The following is a 13500-nucleotide window of genomic DNA, read 5'->3' on the forward strand; positions in this document are numbered from 1 at the left end:
TAGCTTGCGGTTTTTCTGGATTGCTCCCAAACTTTAAAGAACATGTAGTTCAAACTGTTAGTTTGTAATGTTGTAGTAATTCCTACATTTACACTTCATGTAATATCTATATAGTATTCAGGTCCTTTAGCATGAAAAGATTTTTATCCTTCAGAACTCTGTTCTTATTTTTTACAATTCTATCTTTTGGGAATTGTGAGTATCTCCAGGACAGAATCACCCCTTCTGACAGTAAATCATTAGGAGACCAGCTTAAGGATTATCTCATCTCTGGTTTCTTTGCAGAACAGAACCACGCTCTGTATAAATTTTCTACTGTGATCCCTAACTTGCAGCCTGAAAATCTTTCTCCTCTATATTTCCAAGACCCTTATTTTCAGAGGGATAACAGACCTAAGATAGTATTCATACATGGTTGGGATTTTGCAGAAAGGCAAACAGATCCTCCTACTGATTTTAATAAAAAAGTAACAAACCTACTTGGGACCTGGAACCAAGGGCTTGCATTTGTTACCGATAATGCAACACCTCCCAGCAACTATACAGGGAGCGTATATGATAATTTTGAAATATATGTTTTTACCTATAGAACTTCCGATTACATCGAAGTAAACGGAAGAAGATTTATAGATTCCTTAAATGCTGCATTTAACTCTTCTGATAAGGTCGTTGTCGTGGCTCACTCGATGGGAGGATTAGTTTCCAGAGCTGCAATCCAACATGCAAATAATACTGAGGACGTGATAGATCATATTGTAAGCTTAGGAACTCCTTATTATGGATCTCCATACTCTTCACCACAATATACCGGAAATTTGAGTTCGATAGGAACAATCATCAAATTTATGACAGATACTCCCGGCGGACAAGGTCTTGCCTATACGAACGGGATCAGTTCCGGAGTGACTGCGATCAACCCTCCCATCACGGATGGGACCGACCAAGCGTTTAACTTCTTTTTAGAAAGTATGATCGCAAATACTTCCAAAGACTCCATTACAACTGTTTACGGCGGTAATATGGGCTCTGGAAATTGCAGCGACACTGACCATGCTGCTACCTATCGAGCGGCTTGTGTTGTAATCACAAATGGAGATCCAATGTTTACTCAATCGGACGGAATTGTTCCTTTAGATTCTGCGCTCTTGAATGGAAGAGCGGGGTTCGATCATACTGTTTCGAATATGGATCATTCTCAAATGTCTTTTAGGAATGAGGGCGGGCAAGCTGGTGGACTGACAGCTGTAAAAACACATTTTGATAATGTGTTCAATGAAGTTTTTTTAATCGTGAGTGGGTTGTAGGAACTCCAACAGATTTGGGGATCGGGGCGGCCCCCGCCCGAATCTTGGGTGGTGGGGAGTGGCTCGTGGGAGAATTGCCTCCCGGCTCTATATCACGAAATTCTCAATTTAGCAAGCTTGATTCGCGCACTAAAATAGCGGAATGTGGATTCCAAATTCCGGTCGCACTCCTATTAGAGTCTGACTTTGATCCCCATTTCTTGCATATTTTCTTTGGTCTCTCTGATAGTAAATTCTCCAAAATGAAAAATGGATGCTGCGAGCACTGCATCTGCTTTTCCTCTTAGGATTGCTTCTACCATATGTTCCGGATTTCCGGCTCCACCACTTGCAATAATAGGAATTTCTAAATTAGAAGAAAATGATTTTAGAAGTTGGATATCGAAACCCTTTTTAGTTCCATCACGATCCATGGATGTGAGCAAAATTTCTCCAGCGCCTCTCTCCTGGGCTTCTTTTCCCCAATCGAGTGCGTCTCGTCCTGTTTCAGTTCTTCCGCCGTGTAGGAACACTTCATATCTTTGTCTGTCTGGATGGAATTTTACATCTACTGCGCATACGATACATTGCGAACCGTAAATTTCTGAGGAGGCACGAAGAAGGTCCGGATTTTGGAAAGCAGCAGTATTAATGGAAACCTTATCTGCTCCTTTTTCTAAAACCGCTTTCACATCATCTAATGTGCGAATTCCTCCACCAACAGTGAAAGGGATAAATATCCTTTCTGCAACTGCTTCTACCAAATGGATTAAAATATCTCGTTTGTCGCTAGAAGCTGTGATGTCTAAGAAGCATAACTCGTCCGCGAGATTTTTTTCGTAAACGACTGCAGACTCAACTGGATCTCCCGCATCCACAAGATTTACGAAATTCACTCCTTTGACTACCCTGCCGTCTTTGATGTCCAGGCAGGGAATAATTCTCGCGGCGAGTTCACTCATTTGATCGTTTCAGGCAACTGAACCTTAGAAGCCCAGTCAGAGATCATTTTAGCAAAACCGAATATTTTATCTTCATGCAGAGCAGGAGCAGTGATCTGTAAACCGATCGGAAGTCCTTTGGAATCAGTCCCGATCGGAACAGACATTGCAGGAACTCCAGCCAAATTTACAGAAGTAGTTAAGATATCTGCCTTATACATTTGGATCGGATCAGAGGTTTTTTCCCCCACTTTGAATGCAGTTGTAGGAGAAGTCGGCTGAAGGATTAGATCCACTTTAGAAAAATAACTTTCGTATTCTTTTTTGATCAGAACACGAGCTTTCTGTGCTCTTCCATAATACGCATCGTAATATCCAGCAGATAAGGAGAATGTTCCGAGTAAGATCCTTCTTTGGACTTCTTTACCAAAACCTTCACTTCTGCTTGTTACATATAGATCTTCCAGTTTACCGCTTGGATCTTTTCTTTGTCCAAAACGGATCCCATCAAATCTAGAAAGATTTGAGGAACATTCTGCAGTAGCGATAATATAATAGATCGGAATAGAATTAGATAGAAGAGAAAAATCCAGGTCCACAAGTTGAGCACCTTTCGATTCTAACTCCGCTAAAAGAGACTCATATGCTTTTGCAATATCAGGTTCAATCTCAGAAGTGATTTTCATCTTCCCTATTCTCAAACCTTTCCAAGGAAGTTCTTTTACCTTAGAAGGATCGAATGCAGGAATATTTTTAGAAGTAGCATCTCTCTGGTCTTTACCAGAGATTACTGAATACACGTCGATAATACCGTCGATATCTTTGGACAATGGACCGATCTGATCCAAGCTAGAGGCATAAGCCACGAGTCCATATCTGGAAACAGTTCCGTAAGTTGGTTTTAGACCATAAATCCCACAAAGAGATGCAGGCTGCCTAACGGACCCTCCAGTATCAGAACCAAGTGCAACAGGCACAAAAGAAGCAGCAACCGCTGCAGCCGATCCTCCTGAGGATCCACCTGGAATTCTCGCAGTATCAAATGGATTTTTAGTTACCTGATAAGCAGAATTCTCTGTAGAAGAACCCATAGCAAACTCATCCATATTCGCTCTTGGAATAAGAACAAAACCTTTTGCTAAAAGTTTTTCAATAGCAGTCGCATGAAATGGAGAACGATAATTTTCTAAAATTTTAGAAGCGCAAGAAGTGATCGTATTCTCAATGCAAATATTATCTTTCACTCCGATTGGAATTCCATCAAATTCGGAGAGAGGTTTGCCTGATTTTCTTCTTTCAGTACTTTCCGCAGCAGCCTTTAAGATACTTTCTTTTTCCCAAGAAAGAAATGCTTTAATTTTAGAATCTTCTGCCTCTATACGAGAGATCAAAGATTGGATTAAATCTGTAGGAGTAAATTCTCCTGAATTTAAACTTTTTTTAATATCAGAATATTTTAATTTCCAAAGTTCTTTCATGTTTCGATCACCTTTGGAACCACGAAGTATCCGTTTTGGAAACTAGGGGCGAAGGATTCTATCTGAGAACGGCTTAAACCTTCTGCCGCTTTATCCGGGCGAACTGAATTTCCTTCGTTCGGATATAAGTCCTCATCAGATACAGAACTCACATTTAACTCAGTGATCGTATCCACATAATTCAATACTTTGTTAAAATCCGTAAGGAAGTTTTGGATATCCTTAGGATCTATTTTGAGCCTAGATAACTCTGCGATTTTTTGAAGGGATTCTTCGTTTAGGTTCACGGCCTTCGTTCTCCTTTTTCCCTTAATAGGCGTTCTTATCCATCACACCCTTTAAAGGTGTAAGAAGGATGATTTTAATATCCAACCAAAGAGACCAGTTTTCTATATAGTAGATATCCGCATCAATTCTATCATCGATAGAAGTGTCTCCTCTAAGACCCTGCACTTGCGCAAGACCAGTAATTCCAGCCTTGACCGCATGCCTTCTCATATAATGTCTATGATCCGTTTTGAATTTTTCGACAAAATGAGGTCTTTCGGGTCTTGGACCCACCACGGACATATCTCCTAAAAGCACATTAAAAAACTGAGGTATTTCGTCAAGGGAGGTCTTACGAAGGATCTTACCAATCGTGGTCACTCTTGGATCATTTTGGACAGTCCACGTGGTCTCTGACTGGGACTTGGTCTGGACAACCATACTTCTAAACTTAAGCATCTTAAAACTTTTATTGTCCAGCCCTACTCTTTCTTGGTGATAGAATACAGGACCTCTAGAAGTTAATTTGATCAGTAGAGCAATGATCAAAAATACCGGTGAAAAAAGAATGATGAAGAAAAGAGAGAATAGAATATCAAAACTTCTTTTGATAACTCGATTATAACCTAAACGTACAGGAATATTTCGGATGGAAATAACGGGAAGACCGTCCATCTCATCCACTCTTCCTTTTGCCTTAATAAACTCTTGGAAGCCAGGGATCACTTTTAAGTCGATACCTTCTGTATCACATGCATCTAAAACTGTTTCCAGACAGTCTCCTTCTGCATTATTCAAAGCATAAACAACCAGATCAGGTTTGATCTCAGACAAAACTTTTTCGATCTTGTCCGTCTTTCCTAAAAGCACCATATCCTTGCGAATTGCCTTTGAACTTCCTGAACTTACATAACCTATGATCTGATATCCATAGATCTGATGTCTTTGCACTGAGTCCGCAAAACGAGCCGCGGTTTCTCTTGTTCCAATCACAAGTACCCTACGTAAATTATATCCCTTGCTTCTCAGATATCTTAGGAATTGGCGGGCGAGAAGATGAAGAAGCCCGATCGAAAAGATATTTGTTCCTGCAAAAACTAAAATGAAAGAACGAGAAAATCTTTCGCTTCCAAAATCTCCTCTAAAGAAGAATAACATGGATAACACGAAGAGTAAATTTAAGAACACTCCTCCAAAAATTGCAAGGAACTCATCTAAGAAAGATAAACCTCTTCTTGGATGATATAGATCTATGAATAAGAAAACGATTACTTGCGAAACGGAAAGTACAGAGCCTAATATAAAATAACTTTCTAGATCAATATAAGATCTATCTATTCCTGTTGGATCTCCTACATAAAAACGAAGTAGGAATGCGAAACCACAACTTCCCAACGAGAAGATCAGGTCCAAGAAGACGAATAATAATTTAAAAGTTTGGCTTCTCTCTTTCAGCATATTATTCCGACTCGACTCCTTCTGTGTAACCTGCTCTAAGAGGACGTTTTCTAAATCTAAATAGACGGATCCTGGAAAGTTGGGAAGAATCTTCCTGGCCTAAACTGAAATCCGTTAAAGATATGGAGAAGAATATAGACTGGTCGTAAAAAGTCACCTGACTTGCACCAGTAGTTCCTCCAGGCACAGATCTAAGATCACTACTTAGACCTAATCTGAAATTCATAGTGTGAAGATTATATTTTAAGACCGCCATTGCACGGTTGACATTCATAGCGGTGTTTTGTCTTGCTTGGGTTCCATTAATCCCAGAACCATTGATAATATCCTGACCTAAATTCGTAGGATTCATATTCATCGAAGTAAATGGAGAAGTTGGATCGGTATTCAAAATATATCTTTGGTAATAATAATTATCCGTTTGGTTTGTGTATCTCCAAGGTTCAGTAACCCTAGAATCTATTTCTGCCTCAATACCAAACTCTCTTGTGATATCTATACTTGCCTTAGCATAGATCCTATAATTGTCCATCATAGAAGCATAATAGATATGATACCAGGTCCCGCCGACTTCCAGCTCACGAATATATCTCAAGAATGGAAGCCTAAAGCCTCCCATCTTGTAAGAAAGAGTGAAGTTATTGGATAAAGGACGATGCAGAGGTGTATGATACACAAAATCGTTATTAAAGAATATTCCTGTGTAAAAACTTCTCTTTCTTTCTAAAAGAGTTCTCTTTCGTTTGCTAAATCCATCTAAGAAGTCAATATAACCTGCAAAACGGAATACTGTATAATACCATCTCTCCTGGCTTGTAGGTTGAGGTTGGTATTCATCTGAAAAAGTCCTGAGATCTCGAATTGTTTTAAGAGAAATTTCAAAATTCTCAAGAGCATAACTTTCCAAAGAAAGTTCCAACTCATGCTGACGATTTTTCATCAGAATTGGATCCTGCAATTCAGGCTTCTCCGCTTCTAATTTACGATAAGTTGTATTAAAAAACAGGACAGGAGCACCAATTCTCAAATTGGTGTTTGTTCTAAAGTATTGATAACTATCCCTTGATAAACTTCTTTCCAAGGAAGTGAAATTCGTATTAACAGTATCTGAACTTCCCGCAGGCAATTGAGCAGATTGTTTTTTAGCACCATAATAAACACTCGGAGCCAAAGACACATAACTTCCAAAATTCATAGAAGTCCTAAACCCAGTCTCACCTTGTAAAAAGTTTTGGGTCCTTAGAACATTATCTTTATAGTCTCCGTTTGGATTATCATAACTTCCATCGGAGGTAGGTATTTTCAATTTCTCTTGGGTAGGAACTCCATAAAATCTCATCAATGTATTTGTTAAATACACATCCCAGTACACTGGGGTTTCGAAATAAGGAAGTCTTGCAATCTCAGAACTATTCTTGATCGTAACGGATGGAAGAACATCCACTGTAGGGAAATAACCAGACTTGGTAAGAGGAGAAAGGTTATAGAAGAGCATATTTCTCTTCATGTTGATATTAACGGAAAGGTCTCCCCTATTCTCCGTATAATCCAATTTCCACTCTAAGTTGTTACGAACATAACCATAACGAACATCTCTGAACGTATATAATGACTGTAAACTATTACTTGGTTGGTATCTATTCCCGTATTCGTATTCGAATAAACGATTTGTAAAATTCTCATATTGAACGGAAAGATTTCGTGTAACATCCTTCTCCGTATTATTCATTTTAGAATTTAAGAATATTCTACCCTTCCACCAAGGATCTCTATCCTCCCCAATATTAGGAATATTGGTCCCCCAATAATTTCCCTTATCCACTTGATTGGTAACTGCACTTGTTCCGAGACCATAATTTGCAAATCTATCTTCAAAACCGGAAGTAATCTGGTAGGCCTTGTGATTTGCAAAACCTATATCTATCAAATAGTTTAGATTAGTACTTTGCCTCCACATTTCCAGTTGGAAGGCTTGTCCTGTCTTTTCGTAGAAGTCCGCTCTGGCTTTGTAACCCATTGGGGTCCAGGACGTACTAGGAATAGTGGACCATTGCAATGAGTTTTGGATAAATAAACCTTGTGTATTGTTCTTACCTGCTTGGGTGGTCCAACCGTTCCCCAGGTTATTATTATAGAAGAATGGAAGCCAAAATACTGTTGTACCTCCTACCTGGAATCGAACATTAGTTCCTACAACTGTTCTATCCTGATAAAGAACTACCTTATCTACTTTGAAAGAATAATGCGGTTTTTCAGCATTACATGTTGTGAAATACCCCATCTCCAACATATAACGTTTATCATCTAATTTTTTGATTTTTTCACCGAAGAAATAAGCAGGTGCAACTGTACCTTTTGTATTATAGACAACACCTTTATCCAATCTATAATCGTAGATGAATTTATCTCCAGTGATCTTAGCTCGGCCATCTTCGAATTTGATCCCGCCTTCTGCGTACACTTCTTGGCGATCTGAATCCACAGAGATAGTTTCTGCTTCTAGAGTTCCGGATCTAAGCTTGATACGAACTCTACCTCTTAGAACCAAAACTCCGCCCTTGGTTTGGTCCACTCTCATGAGCTCACCTTCGGCGGCGTTCTCGATTACCATCGGGAGATCTTTTTTCGCAGTTCCGGCTAACGCGGCGAGATCGGGTTTATTATCTTCCTTCTCCCCTAAAGCAGCTTTTAATCTTTTACGTCTGGTGTAGATGGAACCTTCTCTGGAAAGACCCAGGTTTTCCAACTGCTCATCTACTTCTCTTTCGCTAAGTACTTCGATGGATTTGTTTAAAAGGCGGTTTCTGGTCTTAACAACAGACCTTTGGGTATCGTCTTCAGAGTTCGCATCGGCCCCAGGACCCTTAGGGCCTAGGTCGACCGGTTGCCCCCAAAGCAAGGTAGGCAAAAAAAGTAAAAATAGACAATTTCGGATCCAGGGGCGCATTCCGATCTAAGCCACACTATTGTGTCGGGTCAGCCCTGCATCACTAATTTGTAGAAAGAAAGCACTGAGATCCCAAGAAGTATCCGATACCAGCCGAATCCGGTAAAAGAATGGGTTTGTAGGTATTTTAGGAACCATTTGATCACGAAAAAACAAAGTAAAAAGGATAGAACAAAACCCAAACCCAAGATCGGCAAATTCTCCAAATTTAGCACTGACCTATGTTTGAATAATTTATAAGCACTTGCCAAGAATAAAACTGGAACCGCAACGAAGAAGGAAAACTCAGCAGAACTTCTGGTGTCTTTTCCTAAAAATCTGGCAGTTACGATTGTCGCTCCGGATCTGGAAACTCCAGGAACCAAAGCTAAACATTGGAAGATACCGATCAGGATAGCATCCTTCATTCCGATAGGTTCACTCGTTTTGATCTTTTCTCTTTTTTGGAACCAGAACTCTGAAGCTAAGATCAGAATTCCTCCAATAAGCCAAGCTCCTCCCAAGATCGCCAAGATATCTTCTCTCGCTTTGATCTTATCTAAAAATCCTCTGAATAGAAATCCAGCAGCCAAGATAGGCAAAAATCCAATCGTAACTCTTGTTAAGAAAAGGAATCCTTCCTTGTTTTCTTCTTTGCGGAGAAGGTAACGTACTGCCGATCTTCCCTGCTCTAAAAACTTCTCCCGGTATAGAACGACTACAGAGAGGATCGCTCCACTTTGGATAAATATATCGAATAAGTCGTCGAAGTCAGCTCCCTCTGAAAATGGATAAAAGGAGGAGAATAAGAAAAGGTGTCCTGTGGAGGACACCGGTAAGAATTCCGTAATCGCTTCAATTACGCTACGGAAGATTGCATTTAGATATGAATTCAAATCGCCTAAAAAATTTCTATTTTTACTTAGTTTCTGCTGCAGGAGCAGCTTCAGGCGCTGGCGTCGAAGTCGTTGTCTCCGGTGCTGGAGCCTCTACCTTGTTAACACCAGGGATAGAAAATTCTTTATCCAGATATTTTTCCAGATCAAACTTTTCGTTATGTTTAATAGCGACAGTTTCTTTGATTCTATCTAATACTGATTTATAAATTTCTTCAGATTTTCTTCCCTTGATCTGAGCTCTTGCAGCGTCATAACATTGCTCTAAAGTTAAAGACTCAGCTTGTTTGTATTTAGTCCGAAGCTCTTGACAACCTTGTGCTAAATCTTGCTCAGAAATTTTGATCCTGGATTCGATCTGCTCAGCAATATACATTCCATAGATCAATTGCATTTCTTGGAACTTTAAGATTTCTTTAATATCGGATCTTTTGCTAAATCCACTTTTGTCTGCTGCAGATTTTACAACCATCATCTCATGGTAACGATCGAAAAATCTTCTTTTCTTAAACTCAGGGCGAAGTTGCAAAAATGCTTGAGGCACTTTGCTTTCTTCTTCGATAAACAAAAATTTAATTACGTTCTTCTTTTCAATGTTTTGAGTACGGCTTAATGAATCTAAAGCAGTATCAAGTGCACTTTCAAAACTTGAAATGGTAATTTTATTGCCGTCGATGGACTCAATAACTGGAGTCCCGTCTCCACAATATGCGAAAGAGAAAAAAGATAAGAGTAAAGTGAGGGAGAAATATAGCCGTTTCATCTGTGTTGGAATTCCTACGCAAAAAATAGGAGAACCGGGCCTGGCGTCCATTACTTTTTGTCGGGTAACATTTCCGTTAAGAAGTACACAAGTTTCACAAGTTTGTCCTTTTGGTTGGCCTTCCCGGGAACATATAGAAGAACATTTGGTTCTCTTGGGTTCATTGTAAGACCCATCCGAGCGGAAATCAAGTTTACGATTTTGTCATAACTGCCTAAGAAATGTGTTCCCAATTTTAGTCGGATCTCTTCCCCGAGCTCAGATACAGATTCGAATCCCAAAACAGAAGCCAAGGTCCTGATTTTCTCCAACATTAAGAAAGTTTTTGCTTCTTCTGGAGGTTCACCGAAACGATCCGTCATTTCTTGAGTGACTTCTTCTATTTCATCCAGGTCTCTTGCACCTTCGAATCGTTTATAAAATTCTATTTTCTGTCTTGTATCTGGTATATAAGATTCAGGAATGAAGAAGTTAGAATCCAAATTGATAGCAGTCCTTACTTCAATTTTTACTTCTTCTCCTTTAATCCTTGCAATTGCTTCTTCCAACATCTGCACATACAGATCGAAGCCGACTTCCATGATATCTCCGGATTGTTCTTTACCTAAAAGATTTCCTGCACCTCGGATCTCTAAGTCACGCATCGCAACCTTAAATCCGGAGCCGAGTTCTTGGTATTCGTAGATAGTGTTCAGACGTTTTTCCGCATCTTCAGTCACCACTCTGTCCTTAGGAAGAAGAAGATATGCAAACGCTTTTCGGTCACTTCTTCCTACCCTGCCTCGGATCTGGTAAAGCTGAGAAAGTCCGAATAAGTCCGCTCTTTTAACGATCAGAGTATTCACATTTGGGATATCTATCCCAGATTCAATGATGGTAGTAGTAACTAAAATATCAAATTTGCGTGCATAAAAATCTACAAGAGTTTCTTCGATCTCGTCCTCAGTCATCTGGCCATGAAGAACACCGATGGCGGCCTCTGGTACAATTTCGTTTAATCTTTTAGTCTCTTGTTCAATAGATTCTACTCTATTATAAAGATAGAATACTTGTCCTTCCCTTGCAAGTTCCGTGCGAATTGCATCTCTTAGGACTTCTTCATCCTCTTCGATCACATATGTTTCCACACTTTGTCGATTTTTAGGAGGAGTTGCAATGATAGAAAGTTCTCTGATCCCGGTCAAAGCCATATGAAGAGTTCGAGGGATTGGAGTTGCAGTCAAAGTCAGAACATCCACAAGGTTTTTGATCTTCTTAATGGATTCCTTATGGTTCACTCCAAATCTTTGCTCTTCGTCTATGATAAGAAGTCCCAGATTTTTAGGCTGGACAGAATTTGCTAAAACAGCATGAGTTCCGATAAGCATATCCACTTTTCCGGAAGCGAAACGTTTCAGAACGTCTCGGGTTTCTGCTGCAGTTCTAAGGCGAGAAACGAGTTCCACAGTGATTGGATAATTCTCGAATCTCTTTTTCATATTATTATAATGTTGTAAGGCAAGGATCGTAGTTGGCGCAAGCATTAGGATCTGTTTACCGGCCATTGCAACTTTAAACGCTGCTCGGATCGCAACTTCTGTTTTTCCGTAACCAACATCCCCGCAAATCAAACGATCCATTGGTTTTATAGATTCTAGATCTTTTTTAACTGCCTCAATTGCTTCTATTTGGTCTGGAGTTTCTTCATATTCAAATTCTGCTTCGAACTCTTCCTGATAAATTGTGTCTGGAGGAAAAGCATACCCTTGTAGTTTGATCCGATTCGAATACATATGGACCAAATCTTCCGCAAGACCTTCGACTGCTTTTTGGACTCTGTCTTTTGTTTTTTTCCAGGTGCTTTTGCCAAGGCTATCTAATCTTGGTCTTTCTGTTCCGCCAACAAATCTTTGGACCAAAGAAATTTGATCCAAAGGAACAAATAACGTATCACCGCCATAGTATTCTAATTTTAGAAAGTCCCTTTCTTTTCCACCCGCATTTACTCTTTCTATTTTGAGGAATTTTCCAACTCCGTGGTTTACGTGAACTACGAAGTCCCCTTCTTTCAGGTCTAGGAAACTTTGGATGGCCTTGCTATTTTGTTTTTTGAACCTTGTTTTACGTTTATATTCTCTTCCAAATACATCGTTTTCGGATAAGAACATCAATTTCTCTTCTTCCCATAAGAAACCGTTCCTTATTTCAGAAACTGCTAAATACACTTCTTCTTTAGATTTGTTAGGTAGAAGGATTGGTTCTGGCTCGGATGTTTCTTGGTTTAATAAACGAATTCCTTCTGATTCAAAAAGTCCCAAAAGCCTTTGTGTTTGTGCCTCAAAAGAAGAAGTAAGAATGATCTTCCATTCACCTTCCGCTTTCAATTCTCCTATTTTTTCGCGGACTTCTCTGATCTTTCCTTTAAAAGAAGGAGCCGAATGCAAAGGACAGACCAGATCTTCTGCCTTGCTTGGCGGAAGTTGTGTAAATTTGATACCACTTAGATTTTCTAAAATTTCTGATTCTTCTTTATCTCTTAAAAGGACAGAAGGAGGAGCACATAAGATCTCTTTACTTCTTTTTTCATAAAGAGCGTCATATTCTCTCAATAAATGAGAATATCTTTCTTTTGCTCCATTTGGGTCAGGAAAAACGAGTCCTGGTTTCGATTTAAAAAAAGATAATATTCCTTTATTCTCCCGAACCATAGGGATCAATTCTTCATAATATGTCCCGCCTGAATCATCAGGGATTTCTGGCAAATGCAAAGATTTATCTGCGTTTATGATTAGGTTTCTATATTTCTCTTTTTGAGAATCAGTTAGAATGAATTCATCTGCAGGAAGTAAAAACGCTTCTTCCAAATTTTCCAAAGATCTTTGGGTTTCAGGATCGAATGTTCGAATAGATTCTACATCGTCTCCAAAAAAATCGATCCGAATAGGATCAGCGGAGAAGGAGGAAAACACATCTAAGATCCCACCTTTCAAACTGAACTCGCCGAATGCCTGGCACATATCCACTCTGTGATAACCAAGCCGAACAAGATCTCTCATTAAATTTTCGGGTTGGATCTCTTGGCCTATCTTTACAGACAAGGATCTTTCCATCAGGGCAGAAGATTCTGGAAGAGTTTTCAAAAAACCTGAAACAGAAGTGAATACTAAAACTTTTTCCCCGGACAAGATACGAGCAAGGGCCTGTATCCTTTCTCTTTTCATCTCCGCTGGATAACGCATATACTCGTAAGGCAGAACTTCCTGGCCAGGAAGATAACAAACGAGATCCGGCTCTAAATAACTTAAACTTTCTCTATATAAAAACTCTGATTCAGTATTTGTGGGAGAGATTACAATTTTAGAATTTTTCTGGGACTGAAAGATAACGGAAGATAGAAGAGAATGAACTGAATTTGGTACAGAAGAAATTTTAGAATTCTCTTTTGTAGAAGAGAAAAGATCTTCCAGAGATTTTTTCCAATCGGATTGAGTGGAAACAGACTTAGCCAT

9 protein-coding genes are annotated in these 13500 nt (G+C 39.4%); 1 reads left to right on the forward strand and 8 read right to left on the reverse strand.

The window, feature by feature from the left end; genetic code table 11:
• The first annotated feature begins 131 nt into the window (after positions 1-131).
• The gene (locus EHQ52_RS01805) at positions 132-1304 is read left to right on the forward strand and encodes an esterase/lipase family protein (protein ID WP_135613577.1); all 1173 of its coding nucleotides are present in this window, start codon (positions 132-134) and stop codon (positions 1302-1304) included.
• A 173-nt stretch (positions 1305-1477) separates the two neighbouring features.
• Here EHQ52_RS01805 and hisF read toward each other — a convergent pair whose 3' ends face one another.
• The 8 genes from hisF to mfd are packed head-to-tail and all read right to left on the reverse strand — an operon-like array spanning position 1478 to position 13500.
• Positions 1478-2245 carry an imidazole glycerol phosphate synthase subunit HisF gene (hisF, locus tag EHQ52_RS01810; protein ID WP_135613578.1) on the reverse strand — a complete coding sequence of 256 codons (768 nt, stop codon included), beginning with the start codon at positions 2243-2245 and terminating at the stop codon, positions 1478-1480.
• A complete protein-coding gene (gene gatA / locus EHQ52_RS01815; protein WP_135613579.1) occupies positions 2242-3702 on the reverse strand; it encodes an Asp-tRNA(Asn)/Glu-tRNA(Gln) amidotransferase subunit GatA in 1461 nt (486 codons plus the stop codon). The genes hisF and gatA overlap by 4 nt, the downstream gene beginning before the upstream one ends.
• On the reverse strand, positions 3699-3989 hold the full coding sequence (gatC, locus tag EHQ52_RS01820; RefSeq protein WP_100709968.1) for an Asp-tRNA(Asn)/Glu-tRNA(Gln) amidotransferase subunit GatC: 291 nt from the start codon (positions 3987-3989) through the stop codon (positions 3699-3701). Before gatC ends, gatA begins: the two co-directional genes overlap by 4 nt.
• A 22-nt stretch (positions 3990-4011) precedes the next feature.
• Positions 4012-5427, reverse strand: coding sequence for an undecaprenyl-phosphate glucose phosphotransferase (locus EHQ52_RS01825; protein WP_135613580.1), 1416 nt, complete (start codon positions 5425-5427; stop codon positions 4012-4014).
• 1 nt (position 5428) lies between these two features.
• Entirely contained in the window at positions 5429-8374 is a 2946-nt protein-coding gene (locus EHQ52_RS01830; RefSeq protein ID WP_135613581.1) for an LPS-assembly protein LptD, read from the reverse strand.
• Between the two features lie 29 nt (positions 8375-8403).
• A complete protein-coding gene (locus EHQ52_RS01835) occupies positions 8404-9249 on the reverse strand; it encodes an undecaprenyl-diphosphate phosphatase (RefSeq protein ID WP_135613582.1) in 846 nt (281 codons plus the stop codon).
• 22 nt (positions 9250-9271) lie between these two features.
• Complete coding sequence (locus EHQ52_RS01840) at positions 9272-10012, reverse strand: lipoprotein LipL31 (protein ID WP_135613583.1); 741 nt, start codon at positions 10010-10012, stop codon at positions 9272-9274.
• Between the two features lie 50 nt (positions 10013-10062).
• Entirely contained in the window at positions 10063-13500 is a 3438-nt protein-coding gene (gene mfd, locus EHQ52_RS01845; protein ID WP_135613584.1) for a transcription-repair coupling factor, read from the reverse strand.

Origin of the sequence: Leptospira koniambonensis, from assembly GCF_004769555.1 — a bacterium.
Taxonomy (GTDB): domain Bacteria; phylum Spirochaetota; class Leptospiria; order Leptospirales; family Leptospiraceae; genus Leptospira_B; species Leptospira_B koniambonensis.